Raw genomic sequence first — 25,416 nt, 5'->3', positions numbered from 1 at the left:
CGCGCTCGACAGGGTGGTAACCCTTCTTGTGCAGGACTTGCGCCGGGCGGAGATCGCGTTCTTTCCGCAACTTTGGGCGCGTTCATTGAATGACGATGCCGCGGTCGAACTGATGGACAAAATCCACGAGCTTGAGAGACAGGTGATTGCAGGACTGATTGGAGCCAGTCGTCCCGACTGGCCACAAGAAGACTGCGATTCACTTGCACTTCACGTCACTGCGGCAATTGAGGGGCTGACCTTGTTCATCGGGCGAAACAAGAAATCACATGGCATCTATGCAGCGCCCGAACAGGAGATTGCCCGCGTACTGAAAGCTGTGCTGGAAACCAAATGTAGTCCGAGCCAGTGCTAAATTTGAGAGTTAAGTCGACAGACGACGCTGGGCTCGAAGCGGTTATGCAGCATTGCGGCAGACAGCCCGGCCTCCCAGGCAGGACACCATGACGCTGCTGGCCTATGGCTTACTTCGCCAGTTCGTCCGGTGCGGCAGCGCAGTTTCAACGTACCTGCCTTTCGTGCAGCACGCAAAGCTTCAGGTACCTTTATCACCGAGATACAAACGGGGCTCTGTTTCACAAATCTGGCGAGAGATGCATATCGCGAAACCAGCGAATGAGCTGGGACGCATAGTGCCAGCGAAAAGCACAGAGATCGGATTGGCCAAGTCAGTTGGAATGTCGAGCCAGTCTGTTCGGTTATTGGAAGAGCAGATATTCGTTGCCACCCTGTCGTTGTTTGAATTGGGCTTGGAGCCGACTTGCGCCAGTTCAGCGCGAGGAGCGGTATCATCTTAGTAGGACGAATGTCCGCTACATCGGATGTCGCATAGACGGCTCGCGATAGCAGCGAATGGCAGCTCCCCGCCCTTCCTGTCATGCTTCGAGGAGTGCTGCAGGTCAGCGGTCATGCACAGCTTCGAGCGACCAGCGAACGTTCGATTTCTGTTCCATCTTACCGAGCGCCACTGGCATCGAAGTGTTCAGGTTGCCAGTCAGAAAAGCAGTTTGTTTTCAGCGCGGTACAAGCTTTGCACCAAATTGGCGCAGTCATCAGGTTCAGAGAATATCGCTCATGAGAGACCACCACCGGGCCTCCTGGAGCCGGGGCCAGTGCTCAGCCCCACCCGCATAACCCTCGAAAACAAAAAGAAATTCAGGCCGCGGCGGCCAGCGGAGAAAGATTCGGAGAGGTCAAGTGGCGGACAGTGAGGGATTCGAACCCTCGAGACGGTTTCCCGCCTACACACTTTCCAGGCGTGCGCCTTCGACCACTCGGCCAACTGTCCGTGGAGCGCTGTTTGGCTTATCGATATAGGATTTGCAAGAGGGCAAACGTCATTTTGCGGAACAAGGGGGCAACGGCGTCCGAGCATGACATAAGCGTATGCAATGGGCGCCGCAGCCATCTTCTGGCAACACCTTCAAGCGTTTCGCTAGTAGTCGCTATCGGGATCATTATCGAGATCGCTCGCCGTCATGTCGACCGGGCGTCCGGATCCGGAGGTCGTCTCGTCCGACGCCTCTCGGGAAACGCCATCAGGCTGTTTTGTCAGCGCTTCAGGATTTCGCAACCAAATGTCACGCTGAGCGAACGGGATATCGATGCCTTCCTCTGCAAATCGGCGCGCGATTTCATAGTTCATGTCCGACTTGACGGACAGCACCCAATTCACGTCGCGCAAGATCGCCCGGATCTCGAAATCGAGGGAATCCGCACCAAAGCCCTGGAAAACGACCGATGGAGGTGGATTGAGCAGAACCATCGGATGCGCTTCGCCAATTTCCCGAAGGATCTTTTCGACCTTGCGCGTGTCGGTGCCATAGGCCACGCCAACCGGGACGATCACGCGCCCGACCGTATTGCCGCGCGTGTAGTTGGTAACAGTACCGCTGATCAGATCCGAGTTGGGTACGATCACATCCGTGCGGTCGAAGGTCTCAATCCGGGTGGAGCGGACCGAAATGTCGCGCACATAGCCCATCAACCCGTTCACATCGATCCAGTCCCCCTTTGAAATCGGTCTTTCGATCAACAGGATGATTCCTGAGACGAAATTCGAAACGATTGTCTGCAGGCCGAAACCGATACCGACGGACAGCGCACCGGCGACAATGGCAAGCGACGACAAATCGAAACCCGCGATCGTAATCGCCACGATCGCCGCAAGGAATATTCCGATGTAACCAGTACCTGAAACGATGGCGTTCTGCCCACCGGGATCGATCTTGGTCTTTGGCAGGAGCGACGTCTTGAGCCCGCTCTGCATCAGGCGTGTCAGGCTGTAGCCGATGACAAAGACAACCGCAAAGGCCAGAAAGCTCGACAGCGAAATCGTGACACCGCCGATCTCGAACCCACCGACCACGCGAGCCCACAACTCGGTGAGGTCCGTTGTTCGTGCGCCCCAATAGAGAGCCAGAATTGGCAAGGACACAACGGCCAGTACGAAACCGATGACGACGGAGAAGAGCGACTCGCTCGCGGCCTCTCCCTTGCCGCTGATCCAGCCGTAAAGCGTGGTGAAGAACCTTTGGAGGATGAACATCGTCGCGAAAAGCGAAAGCGTTTTGATCGCTGGCAGCACGATGGCTTCGGCTGCATAAGTATACCCTGCCGCGGCGAGGATCGGGGACACTACCCCCATGATGAACAGTATCCTGCGGACAATTTCCACGAACGCCGTGAAACCAGCGCGCGAAGGACCGTCCTCTCCGTCATCAACTGTTGCGCGCTCTTCCCGTGCGAAACTGCGAATAGCGTTCAGCCGCAACAGCAGAAGACCGGAGGCCAAGATGATCGGGAACGCAAGAACCGCACGTGTCGGATCAGACAGATTTTCAACCTGCTCAATCAGTTTCACCAGCGAAAACAGGACCAGCATCATCGCAAGCATGTCGACGACCAGCCGTATCTCCCAAATCCTGGCGGTAGGTATGGCTTCGAGTTCCTCGTCGGACCGCATGGCGAACGCCTGGCGACCAATCCAGTTGAAATACAGCAGCGTCGCTGCCCATGCGGGAACCTGCTCCAGCAAGAGGGTTCCGTGGATCCCCGGGATTTCCGTCAGGATGATCGCAACGACCAACGCAAGAACGCCCAACCATGGAAGCAGGATCCGGAACAAGGAGATAACGAATTCCCATACACCGTGCCCACGGCCGCCCCATTTTCGCAGTAATTCCCCCAGCCACTCCGACCAATGCTTGCCTCTGGCCAACAGGATAGTTCCCAAAACGACCAGGAATATCAGAACAGGGGCCCGGTCCTGAATCTGCTCGCGTACCGTGCTCTTGCCCATGTTCGAGGAAATCTCGGCAACAAGAGCAAGTGTCACCTGCTCCATCGTGCGCCATGCTTCTGGCCAGTACTGCGGATTAAGAGGCGAAGGCCCTCGAGACAGGAGTTTGTCAGCTTGCCTTTCCCGGATTATCCGGTCGATCTCGCGTATCAGCCCGTCTGCACGCGCATAAGCTTGTTCTGCAATGATCTGGGGAACACGGAGTTCATTCAGTTGATCCTCCAGACCCTGACGCAATCGCGCAATGTCCTGCGGTTCTTCGGATCCATCCTCCGGTCGAGGTCCCAGAACCTCGAGCTGGTTTTCGAGCGTCTTTATCCGGTCAGTACTTTGCGTCCGCGTGTTGTTGAAGGTCTCACGGTACTCGCTGAGTTGCTCTCGCAGACTCTCGAAGGCGTTGCTCGACGCTCGTTGCGCCTCGATCACATCCTCGGCGCGGTCAGCCGTGCTGCGCCACTGCTCAAGATAGGCCTGGACCTCTTCGTCCAGTTGTGCCGAAGCCTGCGGGACGAAGGCTAGCGAACACAGGGCGATCAGGATCGCCGAGAGGAGGCGCAGCAACCGAGGCATCAGACGTCCTCGAAGACACCGGGGATGGAGCGCGGTGCGCTGGTCATCCAATCAGGCACCGGCAGTTCCTTTTCTCGGAGGAAATCAGGGTTGAAGAGCTTGGATTGGTACCGTGTGCCGTAGTCGCACAGGATCGTCACGATGGTGTGGCCCGGCCCCATCTCACGGGCGAGCCTTACTGCACCCGCAATGTTGATTGCAGTAGAGCCGCCCATGACAAGCCCCTCTTCGCGCAACAGGTCAAAGACGTAGGGCAGCGCTTCGTTATCCGATATCTGGTATGCATGGTCGGGCTTGAAGCCTTTGAGGTTCTCGGTGATGCGAACCTGGCCGATACCCTCGGCGATCGACCCGCCCTCCATCTCCAACTCACCCTTCGTGTAATAGGAATAGAGCGCGGCCCCCATGGGATCGGCCAATCCGATCGTCACGCCCTTGGGCTGCAATGCTTCGGCCGTCCCTGCAAGGGTGCCGCCCGAACCGACGGCGCAGATGAAACCGTCCACCTTGCCGCCTGTCTGTTCCCAAATCTCTGGCCCGGTCGTTTCGACATGGGCCTGCTTGTTGGCCACGTTGTCGAACTGGTTTGCCCAGATCGCGCCGTTCGGCTCGGTCTCGGCCAGTTTCTTGGCCAATCGCTCGGAATATCGGACAAAGTTGTTGGGGTTCCGGTAAGGCGCGGCCGGCACCTGCACCAACTGTGCACCCGCAAGGCGCAACATGTCCTTTTTCTCTTCGGATTGGGTTTCGGGGATGACGATAACCGTCTTGAACCCCATCGAAGCGCCGACAAGCGCCAGGCCGATACCGGTGTTGCCAGCGGTCCCTTCCACGATGGTGCCGCCAGGCTTCAGTTCCCCGCGCGCGATGGCGTCACGAATGATGTAGAGCGCGGCGCGATCCTTTACAGACTGGCCGGGGTTCATGAACTCGGCCTTACCGAGGATCTCGCACCCGGTTTCCTCGCTGACCCGGCGCAACCTGATGAGGGGTGTCTTTCCTACGGCGTCGGCCAGATCCTTTGCGATGCGCATGGCGCCCTCCTGTTGACTATAGCCCAATCTCTAGCGGTCGGCCTGCGCGACCTCAAGCAACGAGGTCGGTGTTTTCATCTACCGGCATGTTCGCGCAAACGTGGCCGGTGTCGGGCAAGCCAAAGAGCAAGCGACAAGAGCGGGAGATCGTTCACCTCGCCGCCATCTACGCGGGACATAAGATCGTCAAATGACAAAATGGCGCTGCGTATGTCCTCCCCCTCGCCTTCGGCCCCTACCCCCGAGACCGTACGCTCGAGCTCTGCGATACCCACGAAAAGGTGAAGATACTCGGTCGAGGAACCACTTGAGGAATAACAACCGCCCGCCCGCTCCAACCGCTTGAGTTGAAGATGTGCCTCTTCGGAGGCTTCGCGGTGGGCTGCCTCCTCCGGTGATTCCCCGGGATCGACAAAACCGGCCACAGGTTCCCACACCCAGGGGTTGGGATCCCCTGCAATATACACCGGGGCGCGAAACTGTTCGACCAACAGCACCGTATCGGCAACCGGATCGTAGGGCAGCACCACCGAAGCCTGCGCCGTCATCAAGGCGCTGCGCTGCATGACTTCACTCATTCGACCATCATGCAGGCGATGACTCAGCGAGAACTCATCAAGCCCGAAAAAACTCATCCCTATGCGACGCCGCCCGATCATTCGAACGTCGCTTGCAACGACCCTAGCGCCCGAGGGACGCATAGACGCAGCCTCGCGCGAGCACGCGCGCATCCTGACAGCCGGAAAGTTGCGCAGCACATCGTCGGTTTCGAGCCTGCCGAAATAAGCCATCATCTCTTCCGCCGCGTAAAGGGTAACTCTTCCCCAACGCTCGATCCAACCATCGAGGGACCAAGGCCCATCGGGTTCCCAGAGCTCGACATCAGGAAAGAAAACGCGCGCCGAGCGTACTTCGCCACTCGACGTGACGACTCCACGCGGGTCGAGATCGAAATCGAAACCACCTTCGTAAAAGCGCAGCCTCTCGACGTCTTCGTCGCTCAACCCCGAAACAAGCAAACCTTGTGCTTGCCCACCGACTGTTTGCCCGATCATTGGGAAGTCTTCTCCCCGCACAGAGAAAACAGCATGTCCGTCAAGCCGCGCTTCGACCATTTCGATGTCAACGGCGTCACGCCCGAGAACCAGCGACAACAACGGCGGGTATCTCAGCGTTCCATAGAAAAACAGATCGGCCAAGGAATGCGCCCTTTCGATCAGCGCCACTGTCGAGCGGCAATTTCGGTTGCGATACCGGTAAGTATCCCGCCGATGACCAGCGTGCCGATTGTATCGGCATGGGCAAGGAGTGGAGCGTATTCGAAAACTCCGATTTCGAATACGGCCACGATCGCCTCCAGCGGGCCATCATAGCGGTTGCGCATCGCCCGCTGGAACATCTCGTAACTGCCCTGAACGAACAACGCCCAGAAGACCACTGCAGCTGCGCCGGTCACGCCATTGTTGATGGCCCAGGTCAGGCCGCGGCCCGCGCGTTTTCCCATGATGATCCAACCGCATAGGAAACCAAGGCCGACGTTCACCCAGACGAACCATCCGAAATCCATGCCTTCGGGAAGACGAGGCATGACTTGCCCGGACACGACGAACCCGATCAATCCAAGACCGAGTGCTGCGATCAGCGCGGCGGCGGTCGGCATCTCCGCTCTCAGACCCCGCGCGGACGGGCGATTGTCACCTGTGTGACATCGCAATTGCCGGTTTCAAAAGCCGCTCCACATGCGGTCAGGTAGAAATTCCACATGCGCCGGAACCGCTCATCAAATCCCATCTCGGCAACTTGCTCCCAGCGTTCGTTGAACGTTTCGTACCAGCGACGCAGGGTCAAGTCGTAGCTGCTGCCGAACTCCTTCGATCTCACGAAGTTCAAGCCAGCACGATCGATCTCCTCACGCAGTACCTTGGGCGCAGGCAGCATACCGCCCGGAAAGATATACTTTTGTATGAAATCGACGCCATTTCGATAGATCTCCCACCTTCGGTCGGCAACGGTGATGATCTGCAAAGTAGCATTTGCGCCAGGTTTCAACCGGTCTCGGACCGTCTGAAAGTAAACCGGCCAGTATTTCTGGCCCACAGCCTCGAACATCTCGATGGATGCTATGCCATCATACGTACCGCGCTCGTCGCGATAGTCCTGCAACTTGAAATCAACCAAATCAGAAAGCCCTGCCTTTTCAATCCGGTGTCGGGCATAGTTGAATTGCTCCTGGCTGATCGTAAGCCCTGTTACACGCAATCCGCGCTCACGGGCGGCGTACTCGGCAAAACCACCCCAGCCACAACCGATTTCAAGGATGTGGTCGCCGGGTTTGGCACCCATTTCATCAACCAGCGACGCGTATTTGGCGGTCTGAGCTTTCTCCAGGCTTTCCTGCCCGGTGTCGAAGATTGCGCTGGAATAGGTCATCGTCTCATCAAGCCAGAGCGAGTAGAAGTCATTTCCCAGATCGTAGTGATAGGAAATGTTCTTTTTCGCTTGGGTCTTGTGGTTACGTTGAAGCCAGAAGCGGAGGCGTTCAAATGCGCGCACGATCGCCCGACCGGTAAAGCTGTCATAGACCGCGTCGTTGCCTTGGTGCACAAGGTCCATGAATGCCCTGAGATCGGGCGTACTCCACCCGCCTTCGAGGTATGCGTCGGAAAAGCCTAGTTCGCCCTCTCTCACAAGGCGGGCAAAGACGTCAGGGTCGTGAATGACGATCTCGGCAACGGGACCCGGTTTTGCCGCGTCAATTCGAAACACACGGCCATCTTCCAGACGGATATCGATGCGCCCGCATTCCATGTTGCTCAGCATCTTGAAGACCTGGGCGAAATAGCGTGGCAGGCCGGACTGCCCATCTGTCGTCGTCAGGATCATCCGCTCTCCCCATTGCGGTTTTGCGTCAGGCTAGGACGGAACGGCCAATCAGGCAAGTTCCCTGTCCCGAAGTATCAGAAATCTCTGTTTTCGTAAGCGCTTAGCGCTTTATCACGCCCTTCTTCGGCGGTTACGATCGGATCGGGATAGGTGTCGTCAGCCGACATCCCCCAAGATATTGGAATCGCATTGAAATAGCTGAGCGCAGTATCAGGCGGGCTGGATTGTCCTTCAGCAATCCAACGGCGACGGTATTTCTTGTCCGGGTCATATTGCTCAAGCTGCTTTTCCGGGTTGAACACACGGAAGTAAGGTGCGGCATCCGGCCCCGACCCCGCCACCCACTGCCAGCCAAGCGCGTTTGACGCCGGATCCCAGTCGATCAGGCAATCCTCAAACCACTTAAGCCCGACCTTCCAATGGGTTAGCATATGCTTGGTCAGGTAACTTCCTACGATCATGCGGGCCCGGTTGTGCATTCGGCCCGTGACGTACATTTCGCGCATCGCCGCATCGACGAAGACCATGCCCGTACGCCCCTGCTTCCATGCCTTTATCTCCTTGGCGCGCTCATCGTCTTTCCATGGGAACGCGTCCCATTTCTCACGCCAGTTGCGCGTGGCAATTTGCGGGGTGTGGTACAGCAAGTGGTAAGCGAACTCGCGCCAGACCAATTCCTTGAGAAAATGCTCCGCACCCTCCTTTCCTTGTTTTTTCGCTCGCAATCCGGCATGCCAAATACGGCGCGGGCTGATCTCACCGAGACTCAGATATTCAGACAGGTTCGACGTGGCATCGATATCGGGACGGTCACGGTTTGTTTTGTATCCCTCAACCTTGCTCGACATGAATGCCCCGAGACGCGCTTCGGCAGCGTGCTGGCCTGCATCGATATAGGTCGAGACGACCTCCGCGCCCCTTTTCATCGCAACGCTCAGGCCCCAGTCACCCAGATTTTCACTTTCGGGCCAATGCTCCGGCGAACGCAACGATGACGGTTCGGGCAGCGGATCGGCAACCTCGCGATCCTTCACTGCGCGCCACATGGGGGAATAGACCTTGTAGTATCCGCCATCCTTGGTCTCGACCGTCCAAGGTTCAAAGAGAAGATGACCGGGAAAGGATCGCGCATCGATGCCATCTTCCTTGAGGGACGACTTCACCCGCTGGTCCCGTTCGATGCTGTCTGGATCGTAGGCCCGCGTCCACCAAACGGCTTCTGCGCCCGTGGTCTGGATCAACTCCCGCAAGACTTCCAGCGGTGGCCCCGATCTAAGGACAAGTCGACTGCCCTTATCTTCCAGCAGATGTGCAAACGCCTCCAGACCCTTTTCAAGTCGAAGGCTCGGGGCAGCTCCCAGGCTATCGACAAGCGCGTCCCGAACAAAGACAGGAATGACGCTACTGCCTGATTTTGCGGCCTCGAAAAGCCCGGGGTGGTCGCTCAACCGCAGGTCGCGGCGGAGCCAGTAGATAATCGGTTTCTCGGGCATTCTTCCTCACGGTTTTCAAGAGGTTACGCCCGCGACTTGCGGCCGGATCACAAAATGTCGTTCAAGGCGTCAATCAACTGTTCGATTTCCGATTGCGATGTGTAATGGGTGAAGCTGACACGCAAAACGCCCTGCTCGGGATCAAGGCCAAGGGCCTGAAGCGCGCGGACGGCGTAGAAATCCCCGCCGCCCGCCATTATGCCACGCGCAGAGAGTGCCTCGGCCACGGGCGCCGCGGGACGATTGAGCGCCAACGCCACGGTAGGTGCACGACGCTCGGCATCGTCCGGTCCAATCAGCCGCACCGCGTTCCGCGTCTTCACCGCGTCGAGCAGTGGCTGTAGCAGTTGAACCTCTTGACCGCGCATCAGGTCGTGGACAAAGGCCGCCCTTTCCGCAGCAGTCCCTTCCGGCTTTCCATGGTGAGCGCTCAGAAGGTCGACGTAATCGGCCATTCCGGCGCTCGCCGCAACCTGTGCGTGATCGGGACCGGCAGGTGTGAAGCGCTTGTACAATATGTCGGCATTGAAGAAATGCGCCTGGTTCGGAAGAATCTCTCCAAGCGCCCGGCGTATCACCATCAAACCCTGGTGCGGCCCGTATGTCTTGTAGGCCGAGAACAGGTATATGTCCGGACCCAATTCACCAACATTCGGGAATCCATGAGGTGCATAGGAAACACCATCGACGCAGACAAAGGCGCCGGCCGCGTGCGCAATTGCCGTGATCTCGGTCACCGGGTTGATTTCACCCACCACGTTCGAGCAATGCGGAAAACAGACAAGACGAACCTTCTCGTCCAGCAGATCCTCCAGCTTGGCAGGATCTAGGTGACCGGTGTCCAGATCGATCCGCCATTCCCGAATTTCGATGCCCGCCTCGGCAAGTCTGCGCCAAGGACCCGAATTTGCCTCGTGGTCCTGGTCCGTCACGATAATCGCTTCGCCCGGCCGCATCCACTGCCGGAAAGCTTGGGCAAGCACATAGGTGTTCTGGGTCGTTGACGGGCCAAAGCTTAACTCGTCGGTCTCCACGCCCAAGATCGCTGCCATGCGCGTCCGAGCCTCGTCCATCTCGGCCCCGCCCAATCGGCTCGCTTCGTATGGCCCATAAGGTTGCACCTTCCGCTGGGTATAGAACCGCATCAGCCGATCGATCACGGGCTTGCAGGTATATGACCCGCCGGCGTTCTCAAAAAATGCCTGGCCCTGTAGCGAAGGCTCTGAAAAGGCCGGGAATTGCGCCCGGACGAATTCGATGTCGAGTGTCATGGCAGCAAGTCAAAGCGCCCTTTCCACGCCTCGTCAAGCACCAACAAAAAAAGCCCGGCGCAAGCGTCGCGCCGGGCTTAGACTTCATGGGCTGCGTAAAGTCAGCGTGGCTCGGCGCTGAGACCGCGCCAGATTGCGAAGCACATCAAAAGAAGCACGAGAGTGAACGGCAGCCCCGTGGAGATGACAGCCGATTGAAGCGATGCCAACCCGCCGCCGATCAGCAGTACCACCGCGACCGCGCCTTCGAAGATGCACCAGAAAACGCGCTGCGACACTGGCGCATCGACCTTCCCGCCAGCCGTGATCGTGTCGATCACGAGGCTTCCTGAATCAGAGGACGTCACGAAAAACACAACAACCAGCACGATACCGATAAGCGATGTGATCCCTGCAAGCGGCAATGGATCGAGCATGTAGAACAGCTTCAACTCCAGCGACGCATCGCGGACAGCTTCGTAGCCATCATTGACGAATTGGTTAATTGCAGTGCCGCCAAAGACGGTCATCCACAAGACGCAGACGAGCGACGGGATCAGCAGAACGCAGATTATGAACTCGCGCACGGTCCGACCACGGCTGACCCGCGCAATGAACATGCCGACAAAAGGCGACCAGCTGATCCACCACGCCCAGTAAAAGGCCGTCCAACCTTGGCTGAAGTTCACGTCTTCTCGTCCGAACGGGTTCGACAGCGGAATGAGGTACTCGAAATAGGCGAGGAGGCTGTCCCAGAAGAGCGTGATCAGGAAGATCGGCCCACCGACGAAGAAGACGAACAGAAGCAGGAGTGCCGCGAGCCCCATGTTGATCTCCGAAAGAACCTTCACGCCTCCGTCAAGACCACGCACCACCGAGACCAGAGCAATCGCCGTGATGCCGGAAATCAAGATCACCAGCAGTGCCGGGCTGTTGGCAACGCCGCTTTCCTCGCTGTTGCCATAGGTTATGCCGAGAAAGTTGCGAGTTCCCTCTGCTGCATCGCCGGAGCCGAACAGGAACGTGAGGCCCGAGGCCGCTTGCTCCGCACCAAAGCCCAAAGAAGTGGCAAGGCCGAAAAGCGTGGCAAAAACCGCCAGCGTATCGATGATGTGACCCGTCCACCCCCAGACTCGTTCCCCGAAGATCGGGTAGAACGCCGAACGTAGTGTAAGGGGCAGCCCCTTGTTGTAGGTGAAAAGCGCGAGAGCCAAGGCCACAACCGCGTAAATCGCCCAAGGATGCAGACCCCAGTGAAAGATCGTCGCAGCCATGCCCAGACGCTGTGCCGCTGCCTCGTCGCCAGCAGCTGCACCAAGGGGCGCCCAGTCGGTGCGCATTTCGCCTTCCATCGAGGTTCCACCAAGGGAAGAGCCAAAATGGCTCATCGGTTCGGAGACGCCGAAAAAGACCAGCCCGATCCCCATACCGGCAGCGAACAACATCGCGAACCACCCAACATAGCTGTAATCCGGTCGCGCGTCGGCCCCGCCGAGCCGCACACTGCCGTATGGTGTGAAAATCAGCAGCAGACAAAACAGGACCATGATGTTGGCTGCGCCAAGGAAGAACCAGTCAAACGTCGTGGTTACCGCCGAAAACAACCAGCTGAAAACCGAAGAAGCCTGTTCCGGCAAAGCCAAGGCATAGAAAACGAACAAAACGATGGACAAACCCGAGATCAGGAAAACCGGATTGTGAATGTCGAGGCCGAAAGGACCGATATGCGTTTCGATGTTGTCCTGTCCGATCTCGTAATCGGTTTCGATTATGTCAGAGGGCCCCTCGGGATCGGGTATCCCTTGGTTCTGCGAACTGTCAGTCATGAAAAATGTCCCTGTATAGGAAGTCTTTTGCTTGAGGCGTCGGCGCAAGCGGATCAGGAGTCTCGCACGATCATCACCGAGCACTTGGCGTGGTTGGCCATATGCCCGCCATGAGACCCGCGAAGGAAGTCGGACCATGCGGGAACGTGGCTGGCCATGATGACAAGGTCGGCACCGGTGTCCTGCACGGCTTTCAAAAGGGTCCTGTCGAGATCGACCGCAGGGTCGTGACTGATCGCAAGGTGCGATTTGGCCGCATGGCCGTGTGCCTCGCCCTGCGCCGCTGCGAAATGCGCCAGTTTCGTTCGGGCTTCCTCGGGGTTGTGTCCGAGGTCGCCCGGGGCCGACGACGAAACCGCGACGTAGCAGATTTCTGCCCCGTAATGCATGGCAAGATCAGCCGCCACTCCCAACGCTTTGGATAGTCCGCCGGGGTGAGCAATGTCGACCGGCACCATGATTCTGGAATACATGTGTCCATCCTTCCTGATTTTTCGGCCGGCTCCAAAAAACAGGATGGTCCGCGGACCACTATGGACCGGCTCTGTTATTGTGATCGGCTCCTGCCCGCCGACCCATTTAATCGTGGCATATCGAACGCGTTTTGGCGCGATACATCAGACGCCCCGGCACCAGAATGCGACGCTAACAGCTGATTAGTCGAAGTGTCCCACAAGTCTCAGCGTGAACGCCACGAGGCAGCGGTTCAACCCTGAACCTTGGTATAAGTTCCCTCTCCCGCCAGAATCCCCCGGAATCCGCCCGGTTCATCGAGAGAAAAAACAATCAACGGCAGGTTATTGTCACGTGCAAGCGCGATGGCGGACGCATCCATGACCTTCAGTCGTTTAGCCAGCACGTCGTCATAGCTGACATGGTCATAGCGCACGGCGTCGGCATGCATCTTCGGGTCCTTGTCATACACGCCGTCGACCCCGTTCTTGCCCATGAAAATCGCTTCGCAGGCCATTTCGTTCGCACGCAGCGTCGCGGCCGTGTCTGTCGTGAAATACGGATTCCCCGTACCCGCCGCGAAGATACACACACGTTTCTTTTCAAGGTGACGCACGGCCCGCCGACGGATGTAGGGTTCCGCGACTTCGTCCATTCGAATGGCGGTAATTACACGACAGAAGACGCCCAGCCCCTCGAGAGCGGATTGCATTGCCAAGGCGTTCATGACCGTCGCAAGCATTCCCATGTAATCGGCCGTGGTACGCTCCATGCCTTGGGCCGATCCCGAAAGCCCCCGAAAGATGTTGCCGCCGCCGATGACCATGCAGATCTCGACGCCCAGATCATGCACCGATTTCACTTCTTGGGCGATGCGTTGCACGGTCGGCGGGTGCAATCCGAATCCCTGATCCCCCATCAGAGCTTCGCCCGAAATCTTCAGCATTACCCGCCGGTAGGTGGTCTGCGGCCGTTCCGCCGGGTCAGTTGCAAGGGTCGAGGTCATACGGAGGCTCCGAGATCGCGAAAGGGTTGTTTCCGCCGCGCAAAATGACGCAAAAGCCTCGGAGGTTCAATGCGGCATGGCAAAGGAAAGGGCACGGCCAGGTGACATCGCTTATCGACCAGCTTCCCGAAATTCCTGCCGACAGACCTGTGCTGATCGCCGGTCCGACCGCATCGGGCAAGTCCGATCTGGCGCTTGCCATTGCCGAAAAATGGGGCGGCGTTGTCGTGAATGCCGACGCCAGCCAGGTTTATGATTGCTGGCGCGTCATTACCGCCCGCCCGACAGAGAAGGACGAGGCGCGCGCCGAACATCTTCTTTATGGCCATGTACCTTATGACATGGCCTATTCTGCGGGACACTGGCTGCGCGCAGTCAAGCCGCTCCTGCGAGGGCCGCAGCGTCCGATCATTGTCGGCGGCACCGGCCTTTACTTTTCTGCACTGACCGAAGGCATGGTGGATATCCCGCCGACACCGCCGCACGTCAGAGCAGAAGCGGACATGCTCGATCTTGAAGCCCTGTTAGCGGGCATCGACGGACGCACACTTGGCCGTATCGACCAGCGGAACCGGGCACGTGTTCAACGCGCCTGGGAAGTCCAACTCGCGACCGGGCGCTCTCTGGCGGATTGGCAGGACGAAACACCGCCGCCCGAGCTAAGCCTGTCCGCTTGTGTTCCATTGGTGTTCGATGTCGACAAGAACTGGCTGAACACACGGATCACGGCGCGCTTCGATCGAATGCTGCAAGGCGGCGCGCTGGACGAAGTCGCCGCGATGAGAGACCGCTATGATCCCGCTTTGCCGTCCTGCCGGGCCATCGGTGTTCCGGAACTCATGGCCCATCTGAACGGAACGCTCACCCTGGCGGAGGCACGCGAAAAGGCGACTATTGCAACTCGCCAATTCGCCAAGCGTCAACGAACCTGGTTCCGGGCGAGGATGCGCGCCTGGCATCGCTTGACGCCTGAGACATGACACCGCAGAAAACTAAGAGCCGTGTTCTTGTCACTTTGACGTGAACCAGTCACGTCCATTTCCAGCCCAGCTGCACGAGGGCGACGATCCGATGGCATTCACTCCTGCCGCCTCGACTGCGATACGGGTACTTACTCTCCCGCAATTGTCGCCGTTAGGACGCTGGCAATTGGAGCTTGTCCACGATCGCGAAGATCACTTGCTCATATGGATAACGCGCGGTCAGGGCATTGCCTTGCTGGACGGGGCGCGTGTAGGTATCGGCGCGCACAATGCAGTTTTCGTTCCATCTCGAAACCTGGTTTCCCTGACGGCAGGACGTCAGTGCTTTGGACAAGCGCTGCTGATCCCCGGCGGTACCGAATTGACCTTGCCGGAACATCCGCTGCATTTGCGGGTTCGCGACACCGCCTCGCAGACGGAACTCACCCAGATTTTCGAAGCGCTGGGGCGGGAACAAGTGAGCGCAAAACCGCTTTTTCAAAGCGCTATGCTGGCTCATTGCGAACTTGCCGGGATATGGTTGCGCCGCCATCTCGGCGCGGATACGCTTCCCTCTTCCCCATCGGCAAGCCGCCAGTTGACCAGGCTCTTCTTTCGTCACCTCGCGCGACACTACGCCGATGGGAAGCCGCTTGCCCATCTTGCCGCCTCTCTTTCGATCACCCCGACACATCTGACCCGCGTTTGCAAGGTCGAGACAGGGCGTACTGCTGCAAGCCTGATGACTGACAGGATACTTCACGCGGCTCGCCTGCTTCTGGCCTCGACCGATGTGCCGGCCAAGGATATCGCGCGGCATCTTGGCTTCGGCAGTCAGGCCTATTTCACCCGGTTCATCCAGAACCACACGGGGCAAACACCGTCCAACCTGCGTCGAGCGACGGCCTGAACACGGGTGTATGAGGTGCCTTGATTACTCTCACCCCGACATCGGCATGTCGTTTTCCGTCTGTCAGTGTCGAATCCGGTCATTGACGCGGGCCGGAATCTGTTGCGGAATACCGCCAAGGGGATGGCGTACAGCAGCATGCGAAACAAACCACCGATCATGTCAAACGCCAACAAGGCCGCAAACAGAAGCGGACCCCAAAAGAAGTGACAGGGAGAAATTGATGACATACCAGGAAAACATCCAAGAACCGGTGCATTGGGCCGCGGAAATGCACGCGCAGGAGTATCGTGATGGCAAGCTGAGCCGTCGTGAGTTCCTCACCCGTGCTACCGGCCTTGGCGTGTCCGCAGCGGTGGCCTACTCGCTTATCGGACTGCCGGCTCCGGCACAGGCACAATCGGCCGAGGCTCGCCAGGGCGGAACATTGCGGGTGCAAATGAGCGTCCGCGCTTTGAAAGACCCCCGGACATATGACTGGTCCGAGATGGGCAACCAGAGCCGCGGCACGATGGAATACCTTGTGGAGTACAACTCCGACGGTACGTTCCGGGGCATGCTGCTCGACAGCTGGGAAATTAACGACGACGCAACCGTCTACACCCTCAACGTCAGGCAGGGCGTGAAGTGGAACAATGGCGACGACTTCACAGCCGAAGACGTTGCCCGCAACATCGAGCGGTGGTGCGACAAGAACGCAGAAACCAACTCGATGGCGGGCCGTTTCGCGACCCTGGTCGATGATGAAACCGGCATGGCGATCGAGGGAGCGATCGAGGTCGTGGACACACATACCGTGCGCCTCAACCTGCCCAAATCGGACATCTCTCTAATCGCCGGCATGTCCGATTACCCGTCGGCCATCGTGCACAGCACCTTCAATGAAAACGATCTGACCAACAATGTCGGGACCGGCCCTTACGTGATCGAAGAGTTGGAAGTCGGGGTAAAGTGCACGCTGGTCCGCAACGAGAACCACCAATGGTGGGGCGAAGAGGCGTTCGGACGTCCTGCGCTGGACCGGATCGAATACATCGACTACGGCACCGATCCTTCAGCCTGGTTGGCCGCGCTTGAATCGGACGAAGTCGACATGCTTCACGAGTCGGTTGGCGAATTCATCGACGTGATGGACGGCCTCGGCTATGTGAAATCCGAGATCGTCACCATGGGCACCATCGTCATACGTCCCAACCAGTTGGCCGAGGTCGATGGCATGAAGCCCTATGCCGACAAGCGTGTTCGGAAAGCGCTCGCCATGGCGGTCGACAATTCCATCTGCCTCGAACTGGGTGCGGGCGGACGCGGCACCCCGGCGGAAAACCATCATGTCGGACCGATCCACCCGGAATATGCTGAACTGCCCAAGCAGGCTGTCGATCCTGCCGCGGCCAAGGCGCTGATGGACGAGGCCGGTATGGGCGATTTCGAGCATGAGCTTGTGTCGATCGATGACGACTGGCGCCGTAACACCACTGACGCGGTTGCCGCGCAGCTGCGCGACGCGGGAATTAACGTCAAGCGGACCGTTCTTCCAGGCAATACATTCTGGAACGACTGGACAAAGTATCCGTACAGCTCGACCAATTGGAACCACCGTCCGCTGGGTGTGCAGATCTGGGCGCTGGCATACAAATCCGGAGAAGCGTGGAACGAGTTCGGCTGGGCGAATGCCGAGTTTGACGCCATTCTTGCCGAAGCCCTTGCAATCGCGGATGCCGAAAAGCGCTCCGAAGTTGCAGCCAAGGGCATGGCGCTGATCCAGGAAGAGGGTGTCACAATCCAACCCTACTGGCGTTCGTTGTATCGCCATATGAAAGAAGGTCTCGTCGGCACCGACATGCACGTCGCGTTCGAGCACCATCACTACAAGTGGGGATTCGCGGCCTGATGGCAGCGTCCTGACATCACGCGGGGCGCCCTGTTCGGCGGGGCGCCCCACCCAGCCGCGGCAAGGCCAGCCAATATCGGCCGAAAGAGACCCCGGAACGGTCCAACACGCTGCGCAACATCCTGAAGACAGGGGAAACCATGGGATTGTTCATTCTCCGTCGGTTCGGCGTAATGCTGTTGACAGCGTTTTGCCTTACCTTTGTGGTCTTCTTTCTGACCAACCTTTATCCGAACCTTGAAAAGCTCGCCAAAACGCAGGGCAACCAAAGGATGACGGACGAGCAGGTCGAAACCTGGCTCGACAATCGCGGGTATACCGACCCGTTGTTGGTCAAGTACGGACGCTGGCTGGGCGTTGCCCCGGGGTTCGCCAATACGCTTGATGACGGGCAGTTGGTGGGCAGTTGCGTCAGGCCCGGCATGGAAGCGGCTGATGTTCCCCAGTTCTGCGGGATCCTCCAGGGCGAATGGGGCTATTCCACGGTCTTCAAGGACGAGGTGGGCGGTATCGTGGCGAAACGCCTGGGCAATACCGGTTACCTCATGTTCTGGGTCCTTGTACTGATGGTTCCCACTGCGCTTTTGGTTGGTGTCCTTGCAGGCATGCGCGAAGGTTCGGCAACCGACCGCAGCCTGTCCACCTTCTCGATTATCACGACGGCGACGCCGGAATATGTCTCCGGCGTGATCTTTATTGCCGTTTTCACATCATCCGCTGTCGGGCTGAAATGGTTCAAGGGTACTGCCACTCAGGCGATGGACAACCCGACATTCGAGAATTTCTTCCTGCCGGTTCTGACGATCGCCCTTTACGGCATGGGCTACATCGCGCGCATGACCCGCGCCTCGATGACTGAAGTCATGACTGCTCAATACATCCGAACGGCGCGTCTCAAGGGCGTATCCTTTCCCAACATTGTCATGAAGCACGCGCTAAGGAACGCGCTTATCGCCCCCTTCACTGTCATCATGCTGCAGGTTCCGTGGCTTCTGAACGGCGTCGTGATCGTCGAGACGCTGTTCAACTACAAGGGCTTCGGCTGGGTGCTGGTGCAAGCAGCAAGCAACAATGACATCCAGCTGCTGCTCGCGGTTTCAGTCGTTTCGGTTTTCGTGGTCCTCGTGACACAGATGATTTCGGATATCGGATACGTCTACCTCAACCCACGCATCCGCATTTCGTGACCGGCCTGCAGGAGTAAATCGATCATGGAACCTCTTACAGGTCTTGAAATCACCGGGCGCATCTTTTGGCAGCTGATGCCAGTCTGGGTCGCTCTCGTTCTCTTGTTTGCAGTCTCGATCGCCTTCAAGCGACGCCTCGGCCTTTACGGAAAGCTGTTCGACAGCCTGATCGGCATGATCGGCTTTGCACTTGTCATGTTCTGGGTCTTCGCCGGGATTTTCGGCGCAATGGACCTGATCGCGACGCATGATCCATTGAGCCAGGTATCAGGCATGAAGAACAAGGTGCCCGGCACACCACTTGGGAACCCCGATGAAGGCGAGTACGCATGGTACCTTCTTGGTGGCGACAATCTTGCGCGTGACGTCTTCAGCCGCGTTATCAAGGGGGCGTGGATCGTCGTGCAAATTGCACCGCTGGCCACCTTGTTCGCTTTCATGGTCGGAGTGACACTGGGCCTGCCTGCAGGATACTATGGCGGTCGGCTGGATACATTCCTGTCGTTCCTCGCCAATCTTATCCTCGCCTTCCCGGTGATCCTGCTCTTTTATCTGCTGGTCACGCCAGAGATCGTGGCGACAGGTGTGCCAAATTATATGGCGGCGGTTCTGTTCGTCTTCCCGATCATCTTCCTCGGCGTATTGCTCAACTCGCGCTATTATACGCAGCCGAGTTTCCGCACACCGCTGCTGATCGGGGTGCTAGGCATCATGATCTGGCTTTATCTCGCGGTGATCTCGACCGAGGGCTACGTTGTGAACAATGGCAACGTGGCCATTCCAGGGCTGCCCGGCATTCTTGATCCGTTCGACATACCCGGAGGCATTCTGGTGGTCTTCGTGTCGGTTGTCTTCGTCAACTCGCCTACCGTTTTCCGGATCGTTCGGGGCCTCGCGCTTGACATCAAGACGCGCGACTATGTTGCCGCCGCACAGACACGCGGCGAAGGACCATGGTACATCATGCTGTGGGAGATCCTGCCCAACGCACGTGGCCCGCTGATCGTGGATTTCTGCCTCCGCATCGGCTACACGACGATCTTGCTGGGAACGCTGGGCTTTTTCGGCCTCGGGTTGCCGCCTGAAAGCCCTGATTGGGGATCGACGATCAACGAGGGGCGCAAGCTTCTGTCGATTTACCTGCACCCGGCCCTGCCGCCAGCGCTCGCACTTCTCAGCCTTGTTCTGGGGTTGAATCTCTTGGCTGACGGACTGCGCGAAGAAAGCCTGAAAGACTGAGGATGGTGCCGGGGCTCTCCCCCGGCCCTCCGACGCATTTTCAATAAGATTAACGCCACAAACCGGCGTTTCACCCGGGAGACAGCAAGATGAGCAAACTCGCCGATTACGACGGACCGATCCTTGAGATCGACAAGCTCTCGATTTCCTTTTTCACAAGGTTGAGGGAAATTCCCGCAGTCATGGATTTCTCGGTAAAGGTCCAGCCGGGTGAGGCGGTCGGTCTTGTGGGCGAGTCCGGCTGCGGCAAGTCCACCGTGGCACTTGGCGTCATGCAGGACCTTGGCAAGAATGGTCGGATCGTTGGCGGCACGATCAAGTTCAAGGGCCGCGATCTGTCCGAAATGAGTGCCGAAGAACTGCGTGACATCCGGGGCAACGAGATTGCCATGATCTATCAGGAGCCGATGGCCTCGTTGAACCCGGCGATGAAGATCGGCAAACAGCTGATGGAAGTGCCGATGATCCACGAAGGGGTCAGCGCCGACGAGGCCCGCAAACGCGCTCTCGAAGTTGTGACGGATGTCCGTCTGCCCGACCCGGAACGCATTCTGAACGCCTTTCCCCACCAGCTGTCGGGTGGTCAGCAGCAGCGCATCGTGATCGCCATGGCCCTGATGTCCAAACCGGCCTTGCTAATCCTAGATGAGCCGACCACGGCGCTGGACGTCACTGTGGAAGCGGCCGTTGTCGAACTCGTAAAGGACTTGGGCAAGAAATACGGCACATCAATGCTGTTCATCAGCCACAACCTCGGCCTTGTCCTTGAAACCTGTGACCGCATTTGCGTCATGTATTCCGGGGAAGCTGTCGAACGCGGCTCGATCACCGATGTCTTCGACGAGATGCAGCATCCCTACACGCAGGCTTTGTTCCGTTCCATCCCCCTGCCCGGTGCGGACAAGAACGCGCGGCCCCTAGTCGCGATTCCTGGCAACTTCCCCCTGCCCCACGAACGCCCGCCCGGTTGCAATTTCGGACCACGCTGCGATTACTTCGAAGCCGGGCGCTGCGACGCTCAGGACATTCCGATGTTCGATGTGCCGGCCAACGACCGTCACGCGACACGTTGCCTGCGGTTTCAGGAAATCGATTGGAACGCACCACTCGAAATCGGCGAGAGCAAGGAAAAGGCCGCCGTCGGCGATGTTGTCCTGCGCATGGACAAGCTGAAGAAGTATTACGAGGTCGCAGCCAACGCCCTGTTCGGAGGCGGCGACAAGAAGGTTGTCAAGGCAAACGAAGAACTGAGCTTTGAGGCACGGGAAAGCGAAACCCTTGCAATTGTTGGAGAATCCGGCTGCGGAAAGTCGACCTTTGCCAAGGTGTTAATGGGACTTGAAACCGCGACCGAGGGTCAGATCCTTCTCGACAACCGAAACATCGAGAGCCTTCCGATCGAGAGTCGCGACGCCAAGACCGTCGGCGAAGTCCAGATGGTGTTTCAGAACCCGTTCGACACCCTGAACCCCTCGATGTCCGTCGGTCGGCAGATCATGCGCGCGCTCGAGATATTTGGCGTCGGCAAGAACGATAGCGAGCGCCGGCAACGGATGTTGGAACTGCTGGACCTTGTAAAGCTGCCCCGCGCATTTGCAGAGCGGATGCCACGGCAGTTGTCGGGAGGCCAGAAACAACGTGTCGGCATCGCACGAGCCTTCGCCGGAGACGCAAGGATAGTCGTTGCGGACGAGCCTGTTTCGGCACTCGACGTGTCCGTTCAGGCCGCGGTTACGGACCTGCTCATGGAGATTCAGCGTGAACACAAGACCACGCTACTCTTCATCAGTCACGACCTGTCGATCGTTCGCTATCTCTCGGACCGGGTCATGGTGATGTATCTGGGACATGTGGTGGAATTGGGTACGACCGAACAGGTTTTCAGCCCGCCCTACCATCCTTATACCGAAGCACTGCTATCTGCAGTGCCGATCGCGGATACCCATGTGGAGAAAACGCACATCGTGCTCGAAGGCGATATTCCATCGGCGATGAACCCGCCGCCGGGGTGCCCTTTCCAGACGCGCTGCCGGTGGAAATCCAAGGTGCCGGGTGGCCTTTGCGAAAAAGAAGTTCCGCCGATGGTGACAATGGCCGAAGGACACCAGGTGAAGTGTCACCTGAGCTCGCAGGAGTTCGCGGACATGGAGCCTGTCATCAAGATTGCGGCCGAATAGCAGGAAATCTGCCGCGTTCCTTCGCGTCGCTCTCTCTGTTAGCCTGATCTCGAGGAGATCGGGATGAAACGACATCTCTGCGCCATACTCGCGGCGGATATCGTCGGATACAGCCGCCTAGTCGAGGCGGATGAAACCGGTGTCCTCACACGGCAAAAGAAGCATCTTTCGCAGTTTCTTCTTCCCGTGATCGAACGGCATCGCGGCCGGATCGTGAAGCTGATGGGCGATGGTATCCTTGTGGAGTTTTCCAGCGCGGTCGAAGCGGTTTCCTGCGCTGTTGAAGTGCAGCGGGAAATGCCTGAACGCGAAGCTGGTTATCCCGAAGGGTCCAGGATTGAGTATCGGATAGGGATCAATCTCGGCGATGTCGTCGCCGAAGGCGAGGACATTCTCGGTACTGGGGTCAACATAGCAGCGCGCCTCGAACAAGCCGCGGACCCCGGAGGCATATGCGTATCCGGGACGGTTTACGACCAACTCGGCGCCTTGCCTTCGTTACGGTTGGAACCGCTGGGAGAAATCGAGGTCAAAAACATCGAGAAACCGGTTCGGGCTTACAGGATCGCCCTTTCACCGGATGGTATGACCGCTCCACCCAGAATCCGGCGAAAGAAGATCTTGCCGGCAGCCCTCGCAATGGTCGCCGCAAGCATAGTGGGCGGCTGGTTTTTCTTTTCAACCTCACCTCGATTTGCACAAAGCACGGGATCCGAACAAGTCACGGATGACCGCCCGTCGATAGCCGTGTTGCCATTCGACAATTTCGGGGCCGCAGGAGAAGAAGACTACTTCAGCGATGGGATGACCGAAGACCTGATCACCGATCTGTCCAAGGTTTCGGGCCTGTTCGTCCTCGCACGTAACACGACATTTGCCTACCGGGATCAAGCGATGGACCTGCAGGAGGTCGCGCGCGAACTTGGTGTGCAATACGTGGTCGAAGGCTCGGTGCGGCGTGTTGGCGACAGAATTCGCATCAATGCGCAGTTGATCGACGCAAGGACAGGCGGCCACATCTGGGCTGATAGGTACGATCGCGACATGACAGATGTACTTGAGTTGCAAGACGATGTCGTAAAACGGATCGTGACCGAGTTGGCGGTGACACTAGACCCTGATGAGGCCGCCCGTCTGGCGGAACCAAAGCAGGTGGACCCCGAAGCCTATGACCTCTTGCTGCGCGGCTTGGAACAGTTCCGACGGTTTTCTCCTGACACAAACCGGGTCGCGCGCAGCTACTTTGAACGCGCACTCGCAATCGATCCGAATTTTGCACGGGCCGAGGCTGATCTCGCCTTGACTTACGCGATGGATGCCGAGCAAGTCTGGACACAGTACCCGCACGAGGCCTCGCGCAAAGCACAACTCCATGCGGAGCGCGCCCTGAAGCTCGACGCCAAACTCGCCCAGGTGCATTTCGCGTTCAGCCTTGTTCACAGGAACCTTGGCGACATCGACGCTTCGATAGCCGCTTCGCAAAGAGCGGTGGAACTGGATCCGAACTACGCCGACGGATACGCAACTCTGGCGTCGTCACTGGCTTATGCAGGACGGGTCGACGAGTCTTTTGCCGCAATAGAGCACGCGGTGAAACTCAATCCGATCCGGGCTTTCTTCTACGTTTGGATCGAGGGCTTGGCCCATTACGTCGCTGGCGACCATGCACGCGCCGCCGAACTTTTCGAGCGCGTCCTGATCGCCAATCCCGAGTTCACGGCAGCGCATCGAATGCTGGCGGCAACCTATATAGAGCTCGATCAGATCGACGATGCCGAATGGTCGGCTCACGAGGTGCTAGCAACAGCGCCGGGTTTCCGCGTCTCATTGGACGCGAAAGTCACCAATTTCATGGATGCGGAGCTTAAGGAGCGTTATCTAGCCGCTTTGCAGCAAGCTGGGCTTCCGTGACACCGACAGTTCACCCGCCCCAGATGATTTTCACATAGTTCTGAGTTTCGGAATAAGGTGGAACACCGCCGTGTTTGCGAACCGCTTCGGGCCCAGCGTTGTACGCCGCCAGTGCAAGGCGCCACGATTTGAAGTTCCGGTATTGCCGGGCGAGGTAGCGCGCACCTCCATCGAGGTTCTGCGCAGGATTCAGCGGGTCCACCCCAAGCGCACTTGCCGTCGAAGGCATCAATTGAGCCAGCCCAAGAGCCCCCTTGTGAGATTTGGCGACGGGGTTCCAACCCGATTCCTGCTGCACAAGACGCAGGAACAGTTCCTCTGGAACATTATGTCGACGGGCGGCGGCACGTGCCATTGCAAGATATTCGCCACGGTACTTGCCCGCATAACGTTTGATCGCGTTAACAGTCGCCGATTTCGGTTTCAGCCTGTCCGAACTCTCGTACTGGCTGGCCCCGCGCGTATCCAACAGCCGCGCCTGCTTTTCAAAGATGGCGCGCCGGTTCTTGCTCGAAAACATGTCCGCCTGTACCGGAATGGCCGTTGCGGCCAGTGACACGGCCAAAGCTGCGCCGAGAATGCTGCGCATGTCCCTCACACTCGTTTTCACATGTCCCTCGCAACTGCCATACCCGAATTCCGCTCCCTTTGCAAAGGCGACGCCGCATAGCGGCGATGTCTCGCCAGAAGTGATGCCAATGGGTGGTTTTGATCGCCTTCAAGGGCGTATAGGGTCTTGCAAACGCGTGGCCGGATTCGGCGCGCACCAAGAACAACTCGACATGCACGGGGGAAGCCATGGCAGGCTCGGTCAACAAAGTCATTCTCGTAGGAAACCTGGGCCGCGACCCTGAAGTACGGTCATTTCAGAACGGGGGAAAGGTGTGCAACCTGCGCATCGCGACCTCCGAGAACTGGAAAGATCGCAACACCGGCGAGCGTCGCGAACGCACCGAGTGGCATTCGGTCGCGATCTTTTCGGAACCGCTGGCACGGATCGCTGAACAGTACCTGCGCAAGGGCTCCAAGGTATATATCGAAGGCCAGCTTGAAACCCGCAAATGGCAGGACCAATCCGGCCAGGATCGCTACACCACCGAGGTGGTATTGCGCCCCTATCGTGGAGAGCTGACGCTGCTCGACAGTCGCGGCGAAGGCGGCGGCGGTGGCGGTGGTTACGGCGGTGGTCAGGGCGGTGGCTATGGCGGCGGTGGCTATGACCGCGGTGGCCCGCAGGGTGACCCTTATGGCGGAGGCTCGGCACCGGCGTCCGGTGGGATCGACGATGACGAGATTCCGTTCTGATCAACGGGGACTGACGAT

The 25,416-nt window shown here is 58.3% G+C and carries 21 protein-coding genes and 1 tRNA gene; 9 read left to right on the top strand and 13 right to left on the bottom strand.

Features of this window, described 5'->3' with window-relative positions; genetic code table 11:
* The coding region (locus ACFORG_RS19770) for a TetR family transcriptional regulator C-terminal domain-containing protein (protein ID WP_386737274.1) at positions 1-355 on the top strand (355 nt) is incomplete at its 5' end.
* 843 nt (positions 356-1,198) lie between these two features.
* On the opposite strand, the gene ACFORG_RS19765 is transcribed toward ACFORG_RS19770, so the two are convergent.
* The 11 genes from ACFORG_RS19765 to pyrH all read right to left on the bottom strand — a co-directional run bounded on the left by ACFORG_RS19765 (position 1,199) and on the right by pyrH (position 13,816).
* Positions 1,199-1,288, bottom strand: a tRNA-Ser gene (locus tag ACFORG_RS19765).
* Between the two features lie 147 nt (positions 1,289-1,435).
* Positions 1,436-3,871, bottom strand: coding sequence for a DUF3772 domain-containing protein (locus ACFORG_RS19760; RefSeq protein WP_386737273.1), 2,436 nt, complete (start codon positions 3,869-3,871; stop codon positions 1,436-1,438).
* The gene (locus ACFORG_RS19755) at positions 3,871-4,905 is read right to left on the bottom strand and encodes a cysteine synthase A (RefSeq protein ID WP_386737272.1); all 1,035 of its coding nucleotides are present in this window, start codon (positions 4,903-4,905) and stop codon (positions 3,871-3,873) included. The genes ACFORG_RS19760 and ACFORG_RS19755 overlap by 1 nt, the downstream gene beginning before the upstream one ends.
* A gap of 74 nt (positions 4,906-4,979) precedes the next feature.
* Positions 4,980-6,104 carry an NUDIX domain-containing protein gene (locus tag ACFORG_RS19750; RefSeq protein ID WP_386737270.1) on the bottom strand — a complete coding sequence of 375 codons (1,125 nt, stop codon included), beginning with the start codon at positions 6,102-6,104 and terminating at the stop codon, positions 4,980-4,982.
* A 17-nt stretch (positions 6,105-6,121) separates the two neighbouring features.
* Positions 6,122-6,565: a TrgA family protein gene (locus ACFORG_RS19745; RefSeq protein WP_386737269.1), complete on the bottom strand. Its 444-nt coding sequence runs from the start codon at positions 6,563-6,565 to the stop codon at positions 6,122-6,124.
* 8 nt (positions 6,566-6,573) lie between these two features.
* Positions 6,574-7,788 (bottom strand): class I SAM-dependent methyltransferase, encoded by a 1,215-nt coding sequence (locus ACFORG_RS19740; RefSeq protein WP_386737268.1) that lies wholly within the window; start codon positions 7,786-7,788, stop codon positions 6,574-6,576.
* Between the two features lie 74 nt (positions 7,789-7,862).
* Positions 7,863-9,281, bottom strand: coding sequence for a cryptochrome/photolyase family protein (locus ACFORG_RS19735; protein WP_386737267.1), 1,419 nt, complete (start codon positions 9,279-9,281; stop codon positions 7,863-7,865).
* Positions 9,282-9,328: 47 nt separating this feature from the next.
* Positions 9,329-10,552, bottom strand: a complete 1,224-nt coding sequence (locus ACFORG_RS19730) for an aminotransferase class V-fold PLP-dependent enzyme (protein WP_386737266.1) — start codon at positions 10,550-10,552, stop codon at positions 9,329-9,331.
* A 101-nt stretch (positions 10,553-10,653) separates the two neighbouring features.
* The gene (locus ACFORG_RS19725; RefSeq protein WP_386737265.1) at positions 10,654-12,357 is read right to left on the bottom strand and encodes a BCCT family transporter; all 1,704 of its coding nucleotides are present in this window, start codon (positions 12,355-12,357) and stop codon (positions 10,654-10,656) included.
* Between the two features lie 53 nt (positions 12,358-12,410).
* A complete protein-coding gene (locus tag ACFORG_RS19720) occupies positions 12,411-12,830 on the bottom strand; it encodes a universal stress protein (RefSeq protein ID WP_386737264.1) in 420 nt (139 codons plus the stop codon).
* A 233-nt stretch (positions 12,831-13,063) separates the two neighbouring features.
* Positions 13,064-13,816, bottom strand: a complete 753-nt coding sequence (gene pyrH / locus ACFORG_RS19715) for a UMP kinase (protein ID WP_386737263.1) — start codon at positions 13,814-13,816, stop codon at positions 13,064-13,066.
* A 44-nt stretch (positions 13,817-13,860) separates the two neighbouring features.
* Here pyrH and miaA point away from each other — a divergent pair, with 44 nt between their 5' ends.
* The gene (gene miaA, locus ACFORG_RS19710; RefSeq protein ID WP_386737262.1) at positions 13,861-14,796 is read left to right on the top strand and encodes a tRNA (adenosine(37)-N6)-dimethylallyltransferase MiaA; all 936 of its coding nucleotides are present in this window, start codon (positions 13,861-13,863) and stop codon (positions 14,794-14,796) included.
* Positions 14,797-14,950: 154 nt separating this feature from the next.
* Here the strand turns inward: miaA and ACFORG_RS19705 are convergent, their stop codons facing one another.
* Entirely contained in the window at positions 14,951-15,439 is a 489-nt protein-coding gene (locus ACFORG_RS19705) for a hypothetical protein (RefSeq protein WP_386737294.1), read from the bottom strand.
* Here ACFORG_RS19705 and ACFORG_RS19700 point away from each other — a divergent pair.
* The 6 genes from ACFORG_RS19700 (at position 15,320) to ACFORG_RS19675 (ending at position 24,093) form a co-directional block, all read left to right on the top strand.
* Entirely contained in the window at positions 15,320-15,688 is a 369-nt protein-coding gene (locus ACFORG_RS19700) for a helix-turn-helix transcriptional regulator (protein ID WP_386737291.1), read from the top strand. The two genes, ACFORG_RS19705 and ACFORG_RS19700, sit on opposite strands and share 120 nt — an antisense overlap.
* 223 nt (positions 15,689-15,911) lie before the next feature.
* On the top strand, positions 15,912-17,579 hold the full coding sequence (locus ACFORG_RS19695; RefSeq protein ID WP_386737261.1) for an ABC transporter substrate-binding protein: 1,668 nt from the start codon (positions 15,912-15,914) through the stop codon (positions 17,577-17,579).
* A gap of 140 nt (positions 17,580-17,719) precedes the next feature.
* Positions 17,720-18,766: an ABC transporter permease gene (locus ACFORG_RS19690; RefSeq protein WP_386737260.1), complete on the top strand. Its 1,047-nt coding sequence runs from the start codon at positions 17,720-17,722 to the stop codon at positions 18,764-18,766.
* Positions 18,767-18,790: 24 nt separating this feature from the next.
* Positions 18,791-20,005: an ABC transporter permease gene (locus ACFORG_RS19685; RefSeq protein WP_386737258.1), complete on the top strand. Its 1,215-nt coding sequence runs from the start codon at positions 18,791-18,793 to the stop codon at positions 20,003-20,005.
* A gap of 89 nt (positions 20,006-20,094) precedes the next feature.
* Positions 20,095-22,182 carry a dipeptide ABC transporter ATP-binding protein gene (locus ACFORG_RS19680; RefSeq protein WP_386737257.1) on the top strand — a complete coding sequence of 696 codons (2,088 nt, stop codon included), beginning with the start codon at positions 20,095-20,097 and terminating at the stop codon, positions 22,180-22,182.
* Positions 22,183-22,245: 63 nt separating this feature from the next.
* Complete coding sequence (locus ACFORG_RS19675; protein WP_386737256.1) at positions 22,246-24,093, top strand: adenylate/guanylate cyclase domain-containing protein; 1,848 nt, start codon at positions 22,246-22,248, stop codon at positions 24,091-24,093.
* A 10-nt stretch (positions 24,094-24,103) separates the two neighbouring features.
* On the opposite strand, the gene ACFORG_RS19670 is transcribed toward ACFORG_RS19675, so the two are convergent.
* Positions 24,104-24,682 carry a lytic transglycosylase domain-containing protein gene (locus tag ACFORG_RS19670; RefSeq protein ID WP_386737255.1) on the bottom strand — a complete coding sequence of 193 codons (579 nt, stop codon included), beginning with the start codon at positions 24,680-24,682 and terminating at the stop codon, positions 24,104-24,106.
* A 209-nt stretch (positions 24,683-24,891) separates the two neighbouring features.
* Here ACFORG_RS19670 and ssb point away from each other — a divergent pair, with 209 nt between their 5' ends.
* Entirely contained in the window at positions 24,892-25,398 is a 507-nt protein-coding gene (gene ssb, locus ACFORG_RS19665) for a single-stranded DNA-binding protein (RefSeq protein ID WP_386737254.1), read from the top strand.
* The last annotated feature ends 18 nt before the right edge of the window (positions 25,399-25,416 follow it).

The organism is Lutimaribacter marinistellae (genome assembly GCF_042648365.1).
Lineage (GTDB): Bacteria > Pseudomonadota > Alphaproteobacteria > Rhodobacterales > Rhodobacteraceae > Lutimaribacter_A > Lutimaribacter_A marinistellae.
The sequence above is the reverse complement of the archived record's forward strand: the minus strand, read 5'-3'. Positions and strand labels throughout refer to the sequence as shown.

Bases quoted from the DNA above. Each gene is read 5' to 3' on its own strand.
- ACFORG_RS19760 (WP_386737273.1), bottom strand. From the start codon at position 3,871: ATGCCTCGGTTGCTGCGCCTCCTCTCGGCGATCCTGATCGCCCTGTGT.
- ACFORG_RS19755 (WP_386737272.1), bottom strand. From the start codon at position 4,905: ATGCGCATCGCAAAGGATCTGGCCGACGCCGTAGGAAAGACACCCCTC.
- ACFORG_RS19745 (WP_386737269.1), bottom strand. From the start codon at position 6,565: ATGCCGACCGCCGCCGCGCTGATCGCAGCACTCGGTCTTGGATTGATC.
- ACFORG_RS19740 (WP_386737268.1), bottom strand. From the start codon at position 7,788: ATGATCCTGACGACGACAGATGGGCAGTCCGGCCTGCCACGCTATTTC.
- ACFORG_RS19735 (WP_386737267.1), bottom strand. From the start codon at position 9,281: ATGCCCGAGAAACCGATTATCTACTGGCTCCGCCGCGACCTGCGGTTG.
- ACFORG_RS19730 (WP_386737266.1), bottom strand. From the start codon at position 10,552: ATGACACTCGACATCGAATTCGTCCGGGCGCAATTCCCGGCCTTTTCA.
- ACFORG_RS19725 (WP_386737265.1), bottom strand. From the start codon at position 12,357: ATGACTGACAGTTCGCAGAACCAAGGGATACCCGATCCCGAGGGGCCC.
- ACFORG_RS19720 (WP_386737264.1), bottom strand. From the start codon at position 12,830: ATGTATTCCAGAATCATGGTGCCGGTCGACATTGCTCACCCCGGCGGA.
- pyrH (WP_386737263.1), bottom strand. From the start codon at position 13,816: ATGACCTCGACCCTTGCAACTGACCCGGCGGAACGGCCGCAGACCACC.
- miaA (WP_386737262.1), top strand. From the start codon at position 13,861: ATGACGCAAAAGCCTCGGAGGTTCAATGCGGCATGGCAAAGGAAAGGG.
- ACFORG_RS19705 (WP_386737294.1), bottom strand. From the start codon at position 15,439: ATGGGCAAGCGGCTTCCCATCGGCGTAGTGTCGCGCGAGGTGACGAAA.
- ACFORG_RS19695 (WP_386737261.1), top strand. From the start codon at position 15,912: ATGACATACCAGGAAAACATCCAAGAACCGGTGCATTGGGCCGCGGAA.
- ACFORG_RS19690 (WP_386737260.1), top strand. From the start codon at position 17,720: ATGGGATTGTTCATTCTCCGTCGGTTCGGCGTAATGCTGTTGACAGCG.
- ACFORG_RS19685 (WP_386737258.1), top strand. From the start codon at position 18,791: ATGGAACCTCTTACAGGTCTTGAAATCACCGGGCGCATCTTTTGGCAG.
- ACFORG_RS19680 (WP_386737257.1), top strand. From the start codon at position 20,095: ATGAGCAAACTCGCCGATTACGACGGACCGATCCTTGAGATCGACAAG.
- ACFORG_RS19675 (WP_386737256.1), top strand. From the start codon at position 22,246: ATGAAACGACATCTCTGCGCCATACTCGCGGCGGATATCGTCGGATAC.
- ACFORG_RS19670 (WP_386737255.1), bottom strand. From the start codon at position 24,682: ATGCGCAGCATTCTCGGCGCAGCTTTGGCCGTGTCACTGGCCGCAACG.
- ssb (WP_386737254.1), top strand. From the start codon at position 24,892: ATGGCAGGCTCGGTCAACAAAGTCATTCTCGTAGGAAACCTGGGCCGC.